This window comes from Kitasatospora sp. NPDC004669, from assembly GCF_040609455.1.
Lineage (GTDB): Bacteria > Actinomycetota > Actinomycetes > Streptomycetales > Streptomycetaceae > Kitasatospora.
This window is the reverse complement of sequence record NZ_JBEXKB010000042.1, coordinates 15,066-31,933: the sequence shown is the minus strand read 5'-3', so window position 1 is coordinate 31,933 and position 16,868 is coordinate 15,066. Positions and strand designations below refer to the sequence as shown.

Genomic DNA, 16,868 nt, shown 5'->3' with positions numbered 1-16,868 from the left:
GGTCAAACTTCGCTGAGACTCGCCGAACTTCGGTGGGACGGGTCAGTTGGGGCACCTTCAGTCTGTGGACAGCACATTCACCTGCCCCCCTGGCTCACGACAGACGCGAACCGGGAGCGAGCAACCGACGCAGCACCGTGGGTGTGTGTCCCACGTGCTCACGGATGGTGCGAGTCAGGTGCGCCTGGTCGGCGAAGCCGAGCTGTGCCGCCAGATCGGCGAGGCTGGGCTCACCCTCGGCGATCCGGTCCATGGCCCGGGTGACGCGTACGCGGTTGCGGTAGCGGGTCAGCGAGACACCCGTCTCCCGTGAGAACACCCGGCTCAGTCGGTAGGGCGACACCTCCAGCAGCGCGGCCAGTGCGCAGAGCTCTCCGGCCTCCGGGACCTCGTCGGTGATCGCCTCCCGCGCTGCGGCGGCCAGCGCCCGATCGGCCGGCCGGGAGCGGACAGCCGGCTCACCGGCCGCGGCCGCCACGAGGCGGAGCAGTTCCTCCGTCAGCGCGTAGTCGATGTCGCCGGTGCCCGCGGCGGCAACCAGACGACGGTGGGCGAGATCGACGCGCGCGTCCACGTACACCGCCGTCACGGCGGGCGGGTACCCGAGGAGGGAGGGCTCGAAGCTGACCGACGTACAGACGTCACCGCCGAGCGGGTGCGCAAAGCGCTCCTCCTCACCGGGCGCGCCCAGGTAGGCCATGGTCGGGTCCAGATCGGCGTCGGTGCCGTCAGCCGATCGCCGGAACCTGCCGCGCTGCACCAACACCAGGCGGTGGTCGTCGCGGGTCTCCGGCTGCGACCACCGGGCGTGGTCGGAGCGGCACCCCACCACTGCCACGGTGAACTCCGGCCGGGCGGCGAGGATCGAAGCGGACAGCATGCCGCGAACGGTACCGGCCGGGTACGACAGAACGGCCCGCAAGGATCTTCAAGACCTTCGGTGCCGTTGCCCCGGATGCTGGGGCCCACGTGATGACACGAAGGGAGCCATCCATGGCCGTTCACGCGGAGCTCACCGCGATCACCATCGACTGCGCCGATCCCCGGGCCCTCGCCGAGTTCTACCGCAAGGTCACCGGCTGGGACGTCGGGCAGGCCGACGACGACTTCGTCCAACTCGGCAGGGGACCGGTCCGGTTGGCGTTCCAGCGGATCAGCGGCTACCGGGGGCCTGGCTGGCCCGACGCCGCGAAGCACGCCCATCTCGACTTCACGGTCGCCGATCCTGAGGTCGCGGTGAAGGAACTGCTCTCGGCGGGGGCGACCAAGCCGGAGTTCCAGCCCGGCGAAGGCGAGTGGACCGTTCTCGCCGACCCCGAGGGCCACCTGTTCTGCATCGCTTCGGCCTGACCAGGAGTCGATCACCCATGGCCTCGATCCACAAGGAACTCGTCATCGGCGCCCGCCCCGAAGCGGTGTGGTCGGTGCTCAGCGACTACGGCGCGGTGCACGAGCGGCTGGCGCCGGGGTTCGTCACCGACACCCGCCTGAGCTCGGACACCCGCACCGTCACCTTCGCCGATGGCACGATCGTGCTCGAACGGCTCGTCGACCTCGACCACGAGGCGATGCGGGTCGCCTATACGGTCATCGGCGGCAGCCTCCACCCGTCCCACCACCACGCGTCCATGCAGGCCCTTCCGGAGGCCGGCGGCCGCACGAGGTTCGTCTGGCACATCGATGTCCTGCCCGACGCTCTGGCCGCACCGATCGCCGAGTTCGTCGAGCACGGTTCGGCGGTGATCCGCCGCACGCTGGAGGCCGCTTCATCGGCCCCGCCCGGACCGGCACCCGCCTCGACCGCGGCTCGATGACACGACGGCTGAGCGCCGCCCCGGGATCGGAAACACCCTCGGGACGGCGCTCAGCGCATGTCAGTCGGTGAGCGGGAGGTGACCCGGTTGCCCCGGGCCTTGAACTCCTCGGACTTCGCCTTCATGTCTTCGAGCGCCTCGGCGTCAACGTCGCTGCGCGACAACAAACAAGCCGTCGGCCCGGGAGCGGCGGGTCACACCAGCCAGTTCCGCCGCACCCTGGCTTGTGCACACTCGGTCAGTGACCAACCCGATGGCACGCCGTGCCTGTTGTCGCCGTGCTTCGTCTACGACACTGACCTGAACTCGTACTTCCATCGGGTGAACCTCTTGGAAGGCCCGCTCAACAGCCAGCTCAACCGAGCGTCGGCCTTGTGTCGGCACCTGAACTTTCTGCACCGGAGCCGGGGTGGGAAGGACTGGCGGGACGCGACCGAGGCCGATCACATGGCCTGCCACTACTGGCGACGCCTTGATCCCCGAGGGCCCACGCGGCCGAGGGCCGGCGGTGGGTCGTGGAGGAGGCGCGCGATGCGGGCCGCTACCGCAAGATCCGGCGGCCGATCAAGAGGTCGCGCAGATAGGTGCTGTGGGGGCCTCGGCGGTCCTACACGGCTGCGCGTGGACACCGTCCGCTTCGGCCGGATCGACACCCCGCTCCTGCGCTCGCGGCTGGACTCCGACGACGCGATCACCGCCGCCGGGTCGACCACTCCTTTCGGCTGCTTCGGCACCGCCGAGGAAGCCGCCGCCTCGGCCCTTTACAACGGAGCGTCCGTCTGCTGGCATGCCGGGGTCGAGAAGGCGGCGAACGCAGTGTCCAGCAGTTTGCCGAGGTCCTCTTGGCCGTCGCTCGCACTCCATTGCCCGAGGACGATCCACAAGATTTCGAGCGCCGCCGCTACGCGAACGTTGGCGATGACCGATGACCCGTCGGTCGAGGGGGTTGTCTTCTGCAGTCGGGCGACGATCTCTGGTCGCCATTCAGTCTGCTTCTCGCGGAGGCGTGCGCACAGGGCTGGGGTCTGTTCGATGAGGCCGAGGATCGTCACGAGTTCCTGGACGTCGCGCACGAGGAACCTCACGGCTGACTCCAGGGCGTTGCGCAGCCTGCTCCAGTCGTCCTGGTCGGCCCGCTCGGCATCGAGCGCGTCAGTGATGACGTCACCGACAGGGTCGAAGACGAACAGGACCACGTCTTCCTTGGTGCCGAAGTAACGCAGGAAGGTGCTCCGCGACACTCCGGCGGCTTCGGAGAGGTCGGCGAAGGTGACCTGGTTGAAGCCGGTGAGGCAGAACCGGTTGAACGCGACGCGGGCCAGCTCTGCTCGCACCGCGTGGCGGCTGATCTCACGGGTACCGACTGGCGCTGCGCTCATGGGGACGAGTGTACTCCGACACACTTGTTTGCTTCTTCGGATACAGGTTTCTAATCTGATACTCAGTGTCAGTCGCGATGCTGAGATTCGCGACACTGTCCGCAGCCGGCGGCCCGGTCACGGGCCGTCGCTTACCGCGATATGGAGCCACCTCATGAGCTACGAAGACCTTCCCGCCCTGACGATCGACGTCTCGGACGGGGTCGCGACGGTGACAATCGATCACCCGCCGCTCAATCTGATGGACGCGGTTCTCCTGCCGTCACTCCGGGCATTCGTCGCGCGTGTGCGGGACGACGCCGACGTCCGCGTCGTTGTCTTCGAGAGCGCTGACCCGGAGTTCTTCGTTGCGCACGGTGACATGGCCTACCTCACCGACCCTGACGCGCTGCCTGCAGCCACTCGCGCTGCGATCGCGGCCGCGCCGGGTTCGACCGTCCCGGAAGGCCTGAACATCCTCCAGGCGATGAGCGAGGAGGTCCGCTCGCTGCCGCAGGTCACCATCGGCAAGCTGGCGGGCTTCGCGCGCGGCGCGGGCAACGAGTTCTTCATGTACCTGGACATGCGATTCGCGGCGATCGGCAAGTCGGGGCAGGGGCAGCCGGAATCCTTGATGGGGATCCTCCCCGGAGGCGGCGGCACGGTGAACATGACGCGCCTGGCAGGAAGGGCCCGCGCGCTGGAGCTCATCCTCGGCGCCGAACTCGTGGGCGCGGAGCTCGCGGAACGGTACGGCCTGATCAACCGTGCCCTGCCCGCCGCAGAACTCGATTCCTTCGTCGACACCCTCGCCCGACGGATCGCCGGCCTCCGGCCGGAGGTGATCTCCATCACGAAGGCTGTGGTCGACACGGTTGCGCAGCCGATTCCGCGTGCGGCGTACGCCGTTGAGAACGAGGGCCTGTTCGCGGCGTTCGGCGATGAGGTCACCGAGCTCGCCCACAAGCTGCTCGCCGCTGGTATCCAGACCCGCGAGGGCGAACGGGACCACGAGCGCATCGCCAACAGCATCTGAGTGCCCAAGCTCTCGCCATCCGTGCGCAGAGGCTCCGTGGGAAGAATTCCTCAGCCATTGCCGGCCGCGTTGTCGAGTGCTCAGGTCGACCACCCTGGTTCGCCGGGCCTGTCGGGAACACGACCGGCTGAAGCGCCGGAAACGGCGGGCAGGGGAGTGGATGGCGCAAGTAGCCGTAAGCTTGACAACGCTGTTCGGCCGCGCGGATAGGCGCGGTTGGGAAGGTAGGTAGCCGAGCGGGCACGGGTCCCGTTGATCACGGAGTTGCTGACGCTCTGTGATCACCGAGGAGACCCGTGCCTGCGCTCCCATCATGGCTGACCGAGCCGCTCCGGGACCAATTCGCGGTCCTGCTGCCCGAGCGGCCGGAATACCACCCGGACAATCCACTTGGCTGCCACCGCCGACGCATCAGCGGCCGGATCATCTTCGACAAGATGCTGCAACTACTGCGCTTCGGCCGTTCTTACGAGGCGATCGCCGACACAACCTGCTCGGCCACCTCGATCCGCAGCCGCCGCGACCAATGGATGCGACTGGGCGGCCGGGCGCTGCAGGCCGGCCACCGGGCCGCCGACCGCGGCCAGGACGTCGACCAGGGCGCCGACGCAGAACCGGCCTGGTGGTGAACCGTCAGCCCGGTTCACACCCGGGCTGACGGTGCCGACTGGGATGCCGGCGGCCCGCTCGACGGTGGCGTCGCCGAGGGCGACGTACACCATGGTGGCCTCGAAGGGGCGCTGGGCGAGTTCCCGGAGCAGGTCGAGCGCGGGGCGGTAGCGGCACATCCCGACAGCCATGACGATCCGATGGGCGACGCCTCGCCCGCCCCGACTGGTCTTGCTGCCCGGCATGGACGGTCACCCGCAGCAGCCCGGCGCGGCGCGCGCCGGCAACGCAGGCCTCCCAGGCCGGGGGCGGGTCCGTTAGAAGGTGAGGGTCTGGCCCGGGGCGGAGGCCTGTTGCCTGGTGTAGGCGACCCCGTGCACCTTGAGGCCGGCTGGGTCGAGGAGGGAGATCACTCCGCCGTCCTCGCCGAGTCGGAAGCCGTTCGCGGCCGGGACGGTGGTGGAGTCGCCGGGCTGCAGCTCGGTGTCGGGCAACGGGAGCAGGTTCTTCTGGTCGCTGAGGCGCCAGCCCTGGAGGTTGACCGGCGTGGCCGAGGTGTTGACCAGAGTGACCGTCTCGGTCGCCGAGTCGAGCGGGTTGACCAGTGCGGCTGCGATCCGCACCGGCTCCTGGCGCGGGCCGGTGGGCCGGGCCGGGGCGAGGGCGTGGCCGGTGGTGTCGTCGGTGTGCCATGCCTGGGACTGGAAGGCCAGGAAGATTGCGACCCAGCGGTTCTCCGCAGCGACGTGCAGCAGCAGGCCGCCGTCCTGCCAGACCCCGTCGTCGCCGGCGTGCGCCGCGTCGTTGCCCTGGTTCATGTGGATGTCGTGGACGCCGTTTCCGGGCTGGAAGCCGAACACCGTGTCGGCGGCATCGGTGGGCCAGCGCTGGCCGAAGGCGTAGAGGGCGATGGTCTGGTCGGTGATGGCGCGCTGGACGTAGTGGTCGAGCAGGTCCTCCAGGTCGTTGTCGAGGCCGGGGACGTCGGGCGGGAGCACGCGCATGGTGGCCGGGTCGAAGAGGTTCCCGCGGATGAAGTCGAGGCTGGCCGTGCCGGGCTGGGATGGCTCCAGGTGCCACCCGCTGCCGGCCGGCGGAAGCAGCTGGGTCAGCGGGTGGTGGAAGTCGTCGATGGCGACGTACAGCAGGTTCGGCGGTGAGTCCTGGGACCTGACGTTCACGGCGATCCGGTAGTCGGTACCGCCGTCATCGCGCGCGTGGATCTGGTAGTGCGGCGTCGGGACGCTTGCTGCCTGGCGCTGGCTCTCGACGGCTCTGGCGGCGAGCACACCGTAGTTGGTCACGGGCATCTGTCGTCCTCTCGGCTGAAGGTGCGGGTGGTGGCGACCCGGGTTGCCTCCCGTTATCGCCGATCGGCCGCCGAGCGGGGCGGAGAACCACGAGGTGTTCACCCGGCTGCCGTCCGACGACCAGCCGAAAGCGCCCGGGCTGCGCCGTCCCGCGATGGGTACTCCGGGCGGTCCGGCTGAACCGAGCACCGCTACATCCCCGGCACAGGGCTTCTGTGCCGACCAATCAAGTCCGCCCAGGTCACCAACTCACAGGGGACTGACTCCGTTGTCGAAGGGCATCTTGATCCGAGGCAGGTCAGGGAACCGGTCGGCTGCCGCCTGGACGAAGCGGGAGTCCATCTGCAGGCTGAACGCGGGATTCCCGGCGAGGGCGACCGCCTGGTCCTCGGTCAGGGCGGCGGTACCGGGCGGGCGGGTGCCGCCCTCCTTCGTAGGGCAGTCGAACATTTCGATCTCCACGTCCCTGCCGTCGGGGTGAGCGACGGTCACAGTGACGGTCCGAGTGCAGCTGCCGCCGGCGCTCGGGATGTGGGAGATCCTGACCTGCTGGCCACGGCTGTCGCGGAAGCACCGGACGGACGAGTCGCCACCGCTGGAACTGCAGACACGCTCTGCGTAGGGGGTGGTGAGGGTGACGGTGATCTGTCGGGTGCCGCGGGCATCGGTGAGGTAGGCCTGGGCGGTGGGGTAGTCGCCCGAGTTCGCGGCGAAATCGCCAGCTTTCTCGCCCGGCGGTAGCGCGTCGAGCAGCACGGCCAGGAGCGCTGGACCGGTCGTGGCGACACGTGTGTCGGCGGGTCCAGCGGCATCGGCGGTCGGCGCCCCGGTGGCCGGGGCGGAGCTGGGCCCGGGCCCGGAGGCAGGACCGTCGGCGGACAGACCGGTGTCCTGCGAGGAGGCGGGCAGCAGCGTGGCGGCAGCTACGGCGAGTGCGATCACGGGCGTGGCCAACGCGGCCGCGCGGATCCGCCGGGTACGGCGGATCCGGCGCTGAACCCGTGGCATGCGGTCTTCTCCCGCCGGCGGCGTGGAGCTGCCATCGGCATCCGCGCGTCGCATGTACTCCACGAGCGCGCTCAGCTCACTGCCGTCGACGTCGTTCTCGTTCATCTTCATCGGGTCACCTGCCTGCCATGTGTGCTGCGAGGGCCTGCTCCGGCAGCCGCTGGCGCAGCGTGCGCAGCGCCCTGGACGCCTGGCACTTGACCGTTCCGGTCGAGCAGCCGAGGATCGCGGCGGTCTCCGCCACACTCAGATCCTCCAGGTAGCGCAGCACCACCACGGCCCGCTGTCTCTTGGGTAACTTCCTTAGGAGCAAGGAGAGTTCGTGCTCGCTGTCCACCTCGCCGTAGCGGTCCCGGGCGGTGGAGTGGTCCGGCATGTCGGCGTGCGGCAGCTCGCGCCAGGCCCTGCGCCACCAGCTCACATAGGTGTTGACCATCGCACGGCGGACATACGCCTCGGGCTGCTCGATCGGGATCCGCCCCCACTTCGGCCAGGTGCGTGCCAGGGCGGTCTGCAACAGGTCCTCGGCCTGATGCCAGTCGCCGGTCAGCCGCCAGGCCGAACGCAGCAGCCTCGGCCCGCACGCGACCGCGAACTCCTCGAAATCCGTCCAGCTGTTGGTCATCTCGCCCCTGCGCGGCTCGCACTTCTTCCCTCGTCAGTCCCACGCCTGCTTGACCGGGAAAGCCCGCATCAGGTTGACGACTGTGACGCACGACACAGTGCGCCCGGTCTGCAGCCGGGCGCGCACGGCAGGCGCTCACGCCCTGCGCCGCTCCGGCGGACATCCGCCGCATCTGTGGGCATCGGACCGGCCCGGCGGCGCAGCCGTTCGTCGACGCGCACGGTCCAGCCCTTCCCCTCGACGTGCTCCAGCAAGCGAGCGGGTCGACATCCCTGCTCGCAACGGCCGGGCTCTGCCCCTCGCAACGGATCGGACCGCAGGATTCGGCCGCGCCCGGGCGGGATTTCTCTCACCACGCTCCTGACCAGCGAAGCCGCCCCGGAACCAGCCGCACCCGAGAACGTGTCGCCGGCCGCTTACGGCACACCGGCCGCCCCGGCCATCCCCGAACCGGTCTTGCGCATCTGACGGAGGCTCTGCATAGTTACTCCACATCCCGCCGGTCACATCCCAGCGGATCTGGCTCGCCCTGCATCTGTCATGGGCATGTCAGTCTTTATTTCACTACTCCGAGGCACCTCCGGCGCCGCAGGCCCGGGACGCGCAACAGCTCGCGTCTCCCAGTGCCACCGCTGCGCCGGCATTGTTCCGCAGCCTCGGGGAAACGGCGGTACCGCAATCCACTTCTCAACGTCAGGAGTAGACGCATGCGCGACTCCGCACATCCGCACGGATCCACCACGAGCACCACGCCTTCCAGCACCGGACGCCGCCTGCGCGGCGGCCTCGCCACGGCCGGCCTTGCCGCGGTCCTCCTCACCGCGATGCCCGTGGCCTCGGCCTCGGCCGCCCCGTCCAAGCTGCCGCCCGGGTCCGTGATGATCCAGAGCGCCGGGTTCCGCGGCTACGAGCTGTGCGCCAGCCCGGACGACCAATCGGTCTACCTGAAGCCCATCGACACCCACAACCGCTACTGCGCGTGGCAGCAGATCGCTTCCGGCCCCGCGACCGTGCTGCAAAACGTGGGCAAAGACCAGCAGGTGATGGCCTACACCGGCGGCAACCAGGGCGCAGTCGTGATGGAGGACGCCAAGACCGACGACAACGGCAACACCCCGAACACCGAGCTCTGGTCCTGGGGAGGCGAGGAAGGCTGGGGCGGCTTCGCCCTGCAGTCCTTCTCCGACAGCGGCCAGAACGTCGACGCCAAGGACCCCAACAAAGACGCCCCCCGCACCGACGCGGTCCACACCCGCGGCTGGCGCCACGGCAACCAGCGCGAACTGACCTGGAACGCGGTCCCCGTACGCTGACACCGTCACCAGGTCCACGCCGCAGTTCGAGCCGGACACCAGGCCCGGCTCGAACTGCGGGGTAAGCGCCAACAAGATGTGCGGGCGCAGCGGGCTGGGGGCCTCGCCGCACTTGTGGGTGAGGTAGTAGGGGGTTTCCCCGGGGAACTCCCCCGCGGAAAACCCCACCACTTCCACGTCTTCGCGGTCGGCACCGACGGCAAGGTCTACGGCCGCGACGGAAGGCTCGGCGACAGCTGGACCCCGTGGGTCGAGGTCCCCGGCGGCGCCACCAACACCAAGGCCGTCACCGCCACCACCGGCTGACCGCTCGGAAGCCGGTGGGCGCCCGGCCGATGCCCGGGTGCCCACCGCGCCGATCCGCGGGACCGGCGGCTACTCCTGCGAGGTTCCGGACAGTGCCTGGTGCCGGTGCTCGCTGGGGGAGAGCCCGTACGCGGACTTGAAGGCGCGGCAGAACTCCGGGGCCCGGGGAATGCCACAGCGGGCGGCGACGACGTGGATCGGCACGGCGCACAGCGCCGGGTCGGCCAGCTCGCGGTGAGCCTTCTTCAGCCGTTGGCCGCGGATCCAGGCGGCGACGGTCTCGCCCTGCGACTCCTGGGTGAAGAGGCGGTGCAGGTAGCTGACGGAGATGTGGTGGGCGGCGGCAACCTCGGACGGGGTCAGACCAAGGTCGTGAAGGTTGTGCCGGATGAACGACCGGACGTTCTCCACCAGGGCCCGCCGCCGGGCATCCGGCGACAGTGTGTGCTCGGCGTCGAGCTCGCGGGCCATCCACGCCGCCACCAGGTCGACCAGGACCACCCCGATCCGGGATGCCTCGGCGGGCCGCAGCACAGCGGCCTGTCGGCCCAGGCCGCGCAGGAACTCCAGGAGCAGTGCACCGGCGCCATTGCGCCCGAGAAGCCCCTGGCCCAGCAGACCGCGCACCTGACGCCGGGGAATCGACAGCATCGCCGCCGGGACGTCGATGCCCACGCCTTCGACCCGGGGTTCCGCCACGCCGGTGACGCGGGCGCTGGTGGCGCGGGCGCTGGTGGCGCGGGCTTCATACGGATGTGAGCTGTCGGCCAGGAATATGTCGCCGGGCCCGTAGACCTCGGTCCGGTCGGTGCAGTGCCTCATCGCCATGGTGCCGCTGAGCATCAATGTCAGGTGGACCAACTCCGGATCCGACTGCCGTACCATGCGCTCGGTCCGCCGGAACCGTGCGGACGGGAACGACGTCCCCAGCAGGACCACCGGCCCCAGCTCCGAACGCTGCATCTGTGCGGTGAAGTTGCCGGCGTGAGCGCTGCTCATCTCGCAGTCCCGCGTCCTTGTGATCGCCTCCCGCCAGTAGTCGAAACGGTCCTCCGCAGGCACACCATCGGCGCGCAGCGCGCCCTCCGTCCCCATGGACATCTCCGCCCCCTCCATGTCCGATTCCTTGCCGAACAGGCGAGGCCTCCCCGACGACATCATGAGGTTCTCATGGCGACCCGGCCAAGTAGGGGCTTCGGACACGACGCGGCCGGTCTCGGCCGGGGCCAGGGCGTGTTGGTTGCAGCACGGCTGCCGGGCAGGGCGGCGTCTTCGCGCGGATGTTGCGGAACCCGCGTCGGACCCGGGCGGGTGTGAGCCTGTTCGGCGGGGAGGGTCTCTCCCAGGGGCGACGCGGGTCCTCGGCGAGGGGACGGGCGGGACGGACTCACGTCGTAGCCGGCGTCCATGACGATCAGGATGTCCGGATCGCCTTGGCGCCAGTGGCCTGCCGCGATCAGACGGTCGACGACCTCACGCAGCTGGGCCGCGGTGACGGCGGTCGCGTCGTCGGCCGGCCCCAGCCGGACCGCAGCGGATGCCTGGTCTCGCGAGATCCCGTTCTTCTCGTGCGGGCGCAGGCGGCCCCCGTAGCCGATTGCACTTCACAGGTGCGGCAACAGGGCCGCAGCAGACGCAAACCGGTTTAGTTTCAAACGATACCGTATTGAATGAAGTAGTCTGGGCTCATGGCCGCCGACGATCCTCGCCGAACCACCGCCTCGCATGCGACTGACCGCCCCGGGGATGCCTCGCCTTTCGCCCTCGGCTTGCTGCTGCGCCGGGCGCACTGGCGCGCGGTCGCGGTGATGGGGGAGGCGCTTCGTCCGCTCGGCATCGAGTTGCGGCATTTCGCGGTGCTGATCGAGCTGGTCAACCACGGGCCCACGGTGCAGCGGGACCTGGCGGCGGCGACGGGGTCGGACAAGGCGGGAATCATGCGGGTCGTGGACGACTTGGAGCGGAAGGGCCTGGCCGTACGCAGGGCCGTCCCGGGGGACCGGCGGGTGCGGGCGGTGGAGATCACACCTCAGGGACTCGAACTGTTCGACGCGGCCCATGTGGCGGCCGGGCCGCTGGCTGAGTGCCTGGTCGCCGAACTGGGACCCGGCGACACCGAGCAGCTGACGGCCTTGCTGACCCGGCTCGCCCATCCCGGAGACGACGAGGCGTAGGCCCGCCCGCGCACCGGTTGCGGCGCGCTTCGTCCCGTGCGGCTTCCGCAGCGAACCTCCGGCCTTGAGAGCTTCGGCCGTGGTCGCTACGCGCCGGCCTGCCGACGGGACGGGCGGATCGGTCAGGGCTTCGTTGCCGACGGGGCGAGTCGCCCACAGGGCTGTCGTGCCGCATGCCCGGCCGGTGGCGTGCGCGCGCTTCATCCGCGCCCGGCATCACCGTCGTATCGACGGGCGTCTCGCCGACAGGGCGAACGCCCGGCCCTCCTCGGCGCGGGGCTGCCCGACCCAGGCGCAGGGATGCCGCCCGCACCCTCGGAGAAGGCGCAGACCCCGGGGACGCCGTGTGACGTCCCGGGTGAGGCGTCACATGGCATCCGCCGACCGCGAGGGTTACGCGGCGAGACGCTCCGCGAGTTCCTTCGCCTTGGCGGTCGCGTCCTCGAAGGCACGGTTGCGGGAAGCCTCGTAGAGGGGGACCAGTTCTGCCATGGCCGGGTTGCGGGGGGCCATGGTGAGTTCCGGGACGATGAAGTCGAGGTCCAGGCCGAGGGTGCCCTTGAGGACGGCTTCGAGGTAGTTCTGTACGAACTCGTAGCCCTCGCGCGGGGTGCCCGTCGCGTAGGAGCCGCCACGGCTGGCGACGACGATCGCCGGGGTGCCCTGGGCCGAGGGCGTCTCGCCCGCGGTGCGGCCGAGCAGAAGTACGCCGTCCAGCCACGTCTTGAGGGTCGACGGGATCGAGAAGTTGTACATGGGGGCGCCGATCAGGACGGCGTCCGCCTCCTCCAGTTCCTCGATGAGCTTCACGCGCGCGGCGAACGCGGCGGACTGCTCCGGGGTGCGCTCGGCGGGGGCGGCGTAACCGGCGGACCAGGCGTCGGCGGTGATGTGCGGGACAGGGTCGGCGGCCAGGTCGCGGTAGATCACCGTGCCCTCCGGGTGCCGCTCCTCCCAGGTCCGGCGGAAGGCGGCCGTGACCGAACGGGACGAGGACGCCTCGCCCGGGAACACGGACGAGTCGATGTGCAGCAGCGTAGCCATGGGCTTTCTCCAAGGGATGGTGCCCCGAGCGGGAAACCAGGGGCTGAGGATTCATGCTCGACGATAGTCGCACACGATACGGTATCGAATGATACTGTTGTGAGTGTGATGAAGATGGACCCGTTGAGCAGATGGAGATGGGTGATCATGGACGTCTATGAGGCGGTCACGAGCCGACGGGCGGTGCGTCGATTCGCCGACCGGCCCGTCCCGAGGGAGACGCTGGAGCGCGTGCTGTCCGCCGCGGCCTGGGCGCCGTCCGGTTCGAACCTTCAGCCATGGCACGCCTATGTGGCGACCGGTGCGCCGTTGGCCGAGATCAAGAAGCGTGCCGGCGAGCGCCTGGCCGCAGGTGACTCCTGGGACGAGCCGGAGTACGAGATGTACCCGCCCGCGCTGAAGTCCCCCTACCGTGAGCGCCGGTCCGCCTTCGGTGAGCAGCGCTACGGAGCACTCGGCATTGCGCGTGAGGACATGGAAGCTCGCCAGCGGGCCGCTTCCGCGAACTGGGACGGCTTCGGCGCACCCGCCGCCCTGTTCTGCTACATCGACCGCGACCTGGGGCGGCCCCAATGGTCCGACGTCGGCATGTATCTGCAGACCGTCATGTTGCTGCTGCGTGCCGAAGGGCTGCACAGCTGCACGCAGATGGCATGGGCGAAGTTTCACAAGACCGTCGCGGAGGTCCTGTCACCCCCGGACGAGCTCATCCTCTTCTGCGGCATGTCGATCGGGTTCGAGGACGTCACGGAGGGTGACACCCGTACGGGCCGGGCGCCGCTCGACGAGACGGTCACGTTCGTCGACGGCTGCTGACACCACCCGCCCTCGGTCGACCGGCGCGCCGTTCCTTGCCGCGCCCATATAGCCGTCCATATGCCATTGCGCACAAAAAACGGACGAAAGGCATGTCATGAAGACATGCCCTGACCAGCGGAAACACAACCGGCCTGGAACGCTGGAACGGGACGCTGCGCCCTTGGGATCACCGCCGGAGCCACCCGCTGAAGCGTCGAGAAAGGTCACGCTGCCGGCCCTGCCGGGCACGTGCGCACACCGCCGTTCGCCGCCGGTTGGTGGTGCCCGAGCAGGGCATGGGGGCGCCGCCCCGACCGCGAGACCGGCCCTGTCTCCGGAAGGCCGTCGAGCGGTACACCGGTGGGTCGCCCCCCGAACCGACGGGTGACACGAAGGGGATCGGTGACGCGGTGGCCGAGCTCCTGGGCCGACAGCGCGAGAAGGCCGCCGTCCGGGACGTACCGGACGGCGGCATCACCACGTGAACCACTGAACCATGCCCGACCGTGCGGCTGCGCTGCGTGTGTCAGACCTTCGCCCGGGCGATCGCCTGCACGGTGATCTCACGCATCCGGTCGAAGGCCGTCTGCGGATCGTCGTAGTTGCGCCAGGGGCCGGCCACCTCACGACCCATCACCTGGAACAGCTCGAACGCCAACACCACCCGGGCGTTCATGACCAGTGACCAGGCGGCCCAGCCCCGGGCGGCCTGGAGCTGCGGATGCGCCGGATCGGCCTGCTCCAGGTCGGCCAGCAGAGCGTCTACGGCTGCGGTGAACTCCGGCGTCCGGTAGGCGGCCGCCCCTGCCCTGTCGCGGGTGTTCTGTTCGTAGTACGCCCGCACCCGCAGGGTGGTCAGCAGACTGCCGGCCGGCGCATCGGCGAGCGCGGCGTCGACGAAGGCGTGCATCAGCTCGTGGCTGCCGTGCCACTTGGCGCACCAGTACTGGAGCGCGCCCTCGTGTGCCCGCAGGTGGTGCGGATCACGGGCCGTCACCTCGGCCCAGAGCTCACGGAAGTCCTCGTGCGACCAGCTCAGTCCCATGGCGACGGCGATCTGCGCCACCCAGGGGTTGGGGTCCTCCGACGGTGCCAGCTCAACGGCCTCCCGTGCGGCCTGCTCCGCCTCGCGCAGGACGCGGTGGAACCCGCGGGCCTGCTCCATGGTCACCTCGGAGGCGTACCTGCTGGTACGGATCTCCCAGGCGAGCTGGACGAGCGCATCGGTCTGCAGCAGGGCGGCCGCCGCGCTGCGCGGCTCCTCCTCGCGCCACAGCCGCAGCCAGTGGTCCTCCTTCGCCGCTGCCGTGCTCAGCGGCTCCATCCGCATCCAGCGCCGGTTCGCGTCACGGTCGCTGTCGGCTTCGGCCAGGTACTCGGCCACCGCGCGCCAGTCGCCGCCCCCGGCCGCATCGAGTACGGCCGCCAACTCCGCGGACGGCTCGTCTCCCCGAAGCACGAGCTGCTCGCGCGGTGCCAGCCTGCGCCGAAGCTCGGTCTCCCGGCGGCTCCGCCGCTCCCGAGAGACCCGCGAGACGACGAACTTGCCCGCGACGAGCACGAGCACCACGAGCGACAAGAAGACCATGAACTGCTTTCCTAGCGGACGGGGAGGGACCGCTTACCCGCACCCGAGCGGTCCCTGAGCGGGCACCGGGCACGGACGAAGACAGAAGACAACGCGGGCTCACCGCGCCCCACCCCCCCGCCCTCGCACCTGCGTGCGCGGCGAGCAGGATCGTACCGGCACGGTGCACCGCCCCCGTATCCAGGGCCCGGGCCCCACCGTCCCGGTGGCACGGACAGCCACAGCGGTCCGAGGCACTCGGCCTCCCGGACCTCCACGCAGTCCGGGCACTCCGCGGCCTCCGGCGGGGCCTCGACACGCCGGGTCCGGGGAGACCGCGCAAAGCCGTTGGACGGTTCCGCGCCGAACGTGGGATCTTGAAGGTCACGCAACGGCCCGGCAGCACGACGGGCTGCCTGTGCGACGGCGCGCCGTGTGTCGACAGGACGGACCGGGGGGCGATCCTTCGCCACCGACCGCTACACCGAGAGAAACCGACGATTCCTCATGGACATCACCGCGACGTTCCGGCTGACCGAGGCCGACTTCCGCAAAGCGATACGCAACAGCCCGGCGGTCCGAGGCCTCTCGGTCTTCGGGGTCCTGTTCTTCATGGTGGGCCTGCTCACCCTGCTCGTCGGCACCGAGCCGAGGATCTGGCTGGTGATCGTCGGCCCGGTGATCCTGGCGTTCGGCGAACTGGTCGTCGTCCGCCAGGCCGCCCGCAAGAGCGCTCCGCTGCTCGCCGAGCCCTGGACGGTGCGGATCACCGAGCACAACTACGCCCTCAGCACCGCCGTCAGCCAGGCCGAGGTCGCCTGGAGCGCGTACCGCCAGGTGACCGCGCGGTCCGGCTTCTGGTACCTGCAGCAGACCAACAAGGCCGTCGCCTTCATTCCGCAGCACGCCTTCGACGCGGCGCAGCTCGCCCAGGTGTCGGCCTTCTTCGCCGACCGGCTGCCGCCGCTGAAGCGCCCCTGGTACCGCCCGTTCGCCTGATCCCGCCGCGGTGCGCCCGCCTGCGGCACCGGCGGGGCTGGGTGTCCGGCGCTGCTGAAGGCCGTCGCGGTCGCGGCGGCCTGACGGGCGGTCACCGGTACCCCGCGCCCGCCAGGTCTCCCTGGACGAACAGCACCAGCCCCAGGCAGGCCAGGCCCAGGGCGGGCAGGAGGCCGAAGGCCATAGCCGCCAGGAGCGGCATACTGCCCGGCGGAACGAGGACCGCGCGCTCGGGCCGGGAGAGCCGGTAGTACACCTGAACCTCGTCACCGATCCGGCGCCACCGGCCGGAGCGGTCCACGAGTTCGAGCTCCCGGCCGTCCTCGGTCGTGAACACCAGGACCGGCCGCACCGGCCGGCGGCGCCGCAGGCGCGGTCCTTCGGCGACCCGCCGGAACCCGGCACACCGGGCGGTGGCCGTCCGCGCGTCCGGCCGCACCCGCCCGCCGACCGTGATCCGCTGCCAGAACGCACCGGCGACCGCCGCGCCCACCGCGCCGACGGCGGCGCCGAACAACCCGAGCATCACCCCGGGCAACCCGCTGACCCAGACCATGGCGTCCCTCCCCGCCCCGAGCGTGCCCGCGGCGACGCCCCGGCACACGGACGCGCTCCGCATGCATCGGCCCTCGGCGAGGACGCGTCCCCCGCCCCGGGGCCCGTCGCGCGGAAGACCACCGCCGGGGTCGAGCCGCCGAGGCCGGACGCGCCGGGCGTACGGGACCACGGGAGCCCGGGTGCGTGCGCTCAGTGGCGGAACACCCGTGCGGCGTTGTCCAGCCAGGTCCTGTTGACCGGCGTGTACTGCTTCTTCAGCGCCAGGCGCCCGGAGCCGTAGCCCTTGAGCGCGGTCTCGACGGCGGCGGGCAGGGCGTTCATGACGAGTGGTACCGCTTCTCCAGTTCGG

The 16,868-nt window shown here is 70.3% G+C and carries 18 protein-coding genes and 3 pseudogenes; 9 read left to right on the top strand and 12 right to left on the bottom strand.

Annotated features, from left to right (window positions below):
- Positions 1–94: 94 nt before the first annotated feature.
- Positions 95–880, bottom strand: a complete 786-nt coding sequence (locus ABZW30_RS29590) for a helix-turn-helix transcriptional regulator (RefSeq protein ID WP_355674264.1) — start codon at positions 878–880, stop codon at positions 95–97.
- Between the two features lie 113 nt (positions 881–993).
- Here ABZW30_RS29590 and ABZW30_RS29585 point away from each other — a divergent pair, with 113 nt between their 5' ends.
- Both ABZW30_RS29585 and ABZW30_RS29580 read left to right on the top strand, forming a co-directional pair.
- The gene (locus ABZW30_RS29585; protein ID WP_355674263.1) at positions 994–1,350 is read left to right on the top strand and encodes a VOC family protein; all 357 of its coding nucleotides are present in this window, start codon (positions 994–996) and stop codon (positions 1,348–1,350) included.
- A 17-nt stretch (positions 1,351–1,367) separates the two neighbouring features.
- Positions 1,368–1,814: an SRPBCC family protein gene (locus tag ABZW30_RS29580; protein WP_355674262.1), complete on the top strand. Its 447-nt coding sequence runs from the start codon at positions 1,368–1,370 to the stop codon at positions 1,812–1,814.
- Between the two features lie 761 nt (positions 1,815–2,575).
- Here the strand turns inward: ABZW30_RS29580 and ABZW30_RS29575 are convergent.
- Positions 2,576–3,193, bottom strand: coding sequence for a TetR/AcrR family transcriptional regulator (locus tag ABZW30_RS29575; protein ID WP_355674261.1), 618 nt, complete (start codon positions 3,191–3,193; stop codon positions 2,576–2,578).
- A 154-nt stretch (positions 3,194–3,347) separates the two neighbouring features.
- Between ABZW30_RS29575 and ABZW30_RS29570 the strand changes: the two genes are divergently transcribed.
- The gene (locus ABZW30_RS29570) at positions 3,348–4,208 is read left to right on the top strand and encodes an enoyl-CoA hydratase/isomerase family protein (protein ID WP_355674260.1); all 861 of its coding nucleotides are present in this window, start codon (positions 3,348–3,350) and stop codon (positions 4,206–4,208) included.
- A gap of 296 nt (positions 4,209–4,504) precedes the next feature.
- A pseudogene (locus ABZW30_RS29565) lies at positions 4,505–4,750 on the top strand (IS5/IS1182 family transposase); the annotation flags it as partial.
- Between the two features lie 384 nt (positions 4,751–5,134).
- Here the strand turns inward: ABZW30_RS29565 and ABZW30_RS29560 are convergent.
- The 3 genes from ABZW30_RS29560 to ABZW30_RS29550 form a co-directional block, all read right to left on the bottom strand.
- Positions 5,135–6,127, bottom strand: coding sequence for a DUF2278 family protein (locus ABZW30_RS29560; protein WP_355674259.1), 993 nt, complete (start codon positions 6,125–6,127; stop codon positions 5,135–5,137).
- 249 nt (positions 6,128–6,376) lie between these two features.
- Positions 6,377–7,246 (bottom strand): hypothetical protein, encoded by an 870-nt coding sequence (locus ABZW30_RS29555; RefSeq protein WP_355674258.1) that lies wholly within the window; start codon positions 7,244–7,246, stop codon positions 6,377–6,379.
- Positions 7,247–7,250: 4 nt separating this feature from the next.
- Positions 7,251–7,760, bottom strand: a complete 510-nt coding sequence (locus ABZW30_RS29550; protein WP_355674257.1) for a SigE family RNA polymerase sigma factor — start codon at positions 7,758–7,760, stop codon at positions 7,251–7,253.
- Between the two features lie 707 nt (positions 7,761–8,467).
- Here ABZW30_RS29550 and ABZW30_RS29545 point away from each other — a divergent pair.
- Positions 8,468–9,073 carry a hypothetical protein gene (locus ABZW30_RS29545; RefSeq protein WP_355674256.1) on the top strand — a complete coding sequence of 202 codons (606 nt, stop codon included), beginning with the start codon at positions 8,468–8,470 and terminating at the stop codon, positions 9,071–9,073.
- A 114-nt stretch (positions 9,074–9,187) separates the two neighbouring features.
- Positions 9,188–9,379 carry a hypothetical protein gene (locus tag ABZW30_RS29540; RefSeq protein WP_355674255.1) on the top strand — a complete coding sequence of 64 codons (192 nt, stop codon included), beginning with the start codon at positions 9,188–9,190 and terminating at the stop codon, positions 9,377–9,379.
- Between the two features lie 69 nt (positions 9,380–9,448).
- Here ABZW30_RS29540 and ABZW30_RS29535 read toward each other — a convergent pair whose 3' ends face one another.
- The 3 genes and pseudogenes from ABZW30_RS29535 to ABZW30_RS29525 all read right to left on the bottom strand — a co-directional run.
- Positions 9,449–10,495, bottom strand: coding sequence for an AraC family transcriptional regulator (locus ABZW30_RS29535; protein WP_355674254.1), 1,047 nt, complete (start codon positions 10,493–10,495; stop codon positions 9,449–9,451).
- Between the two features lie 100 nt (positions 10,496–10,595).
- Positions 10,596–10,766, bottom strand: a pseudogene (locus tag ABZW30_RS29530) (transposase); the annotation flags it as partial.
- Positions 10,750–10,902 (bottom strand): annotated as a pseudogene (locus tag ABZW30_RS29525) (transposase); the annotation flags it as partial. The pseudogenes ABZW30_RS29530 and ABZW30_RS29525, both read right to left, overlap by 17 nt.
- A 165-nt stretch (positions 10,903–11,067) precedes the next feature.
- On the opposite strand from ABZW30_RS29525, the gene ABZW30_RS29520 reads away from it, so the two are divergent.
- Positions 11,068–11,553, top strand: a complete 486-nt coding sequence (locus tag ABZW30_RS29520) for a MarR family transcriptional regulator (protein ID WP_355674253.1) — start codon at positions 11,068–11,070, stop codon at positions 11,551–11,553.
- A gap of 393 nt (positions 11,554–11,946) precedes the next feature.
- Here ABZW30_RS29520 and ABZW30_RS29515 read toward each other — a convergent pair whose 3' ends face one another.
- The gene (locus ABZW30_RS29515; RefSeq protein ID WP_355674252.1) at positions 11,947–12,597 is read right to left on the bottom strand and encodes an NAD(P)H-dependent oxidoreductase; all 651 of its coding nucleotides are present in this window, start codon (positions 12,595–12,597) and stop codon (positions 11,947–11,949) included.
- Between the two features lie 147 nt (positions 12,598–12,744).
- Here ABZW30_RS29515 and ABZW30_RS29510 point away from each other — a divergent pair, with 147 nt between their 5' ends.
- The gene (locus tag ABZW30_RS29510) at positions 12,745–13,413 is read left to right on the top strand and encodes a nitroreductase (RefSeq protein WP_355674251.1); all 669 of its coding nucleotides are present in this window, start codon (positions 12,745–12,747) and stop codon (positions 13,411–13,413) included.
- Positions 13,414–13,921: 508 nt separating this feature from the next.
- Here ABZW30_RS29510 and ABZW30_RS29505 read toward each other — a convergent pair.
- Positions 13,922–14,983 carry a hypothetical protein gene (locus tag ABZW30_RS29505; protein ID WP_355674250.1) on the bottom strand — a complete coding sequence of 354 codons (1,062 nt, stop codon included), beginning with the start codon at positions 14,981–14,983 and terminating at the stop codon, positions 13,922–13,924.
- A 414-nt stretch (positions 14,984–15,397) separates the two neighbouring features.
- On the opposite strand from ABZW30_RS29505, the gene ABZW30_RS29500 reads away from it, so the two are divergent.
- On the top strand, positions 15,398–15,961 hold the full coding sequence (locus ABZW30_RS29500; protein ID WP_355674249.1) for a YcxB family protein: 564 nt from the start codon (positions 15,398–15,400) through the stop codon (positions 15,959–15,961).
- Between the two features lie 91 nt (positions 15,962–16,052).
- Here ABZW30_RS29500 and ABZW30_RS29495 read toward each other — a convergent pair whose 3' ends face one another.
- Both ABZW30_RS29495 and ABZW30_RS29490 read right to left on the bottom strand, forming a co-directional pair.
- Positions 16,053–16,517 carry a DUF3592 domain-containing protein gene (locus tag ABZW30_RS29495; protein WP_355674248.1) on the bottom strand — a complete coding sequence of 155 codons (465 nt, stop codon included), beginning with the start codon at positions 16,515–16,517 and terminating at the stop codon, positions 16,053–16,055.
- A 191-nt stretch (positions 16,518–16,708) separates the two neighbouring features.
- A complete protein-coding gene (locus tag ABZW30_RS29490; RefSeq protein ID WP_355674247.1) occupies positions 16,709–16,840 on the bottom strand; it encodes a hypothetical protein in 132 nt (43 codons plus the stop codon).
- Positions 16,841–16,868: the final 28 nt, after the last annotated feature.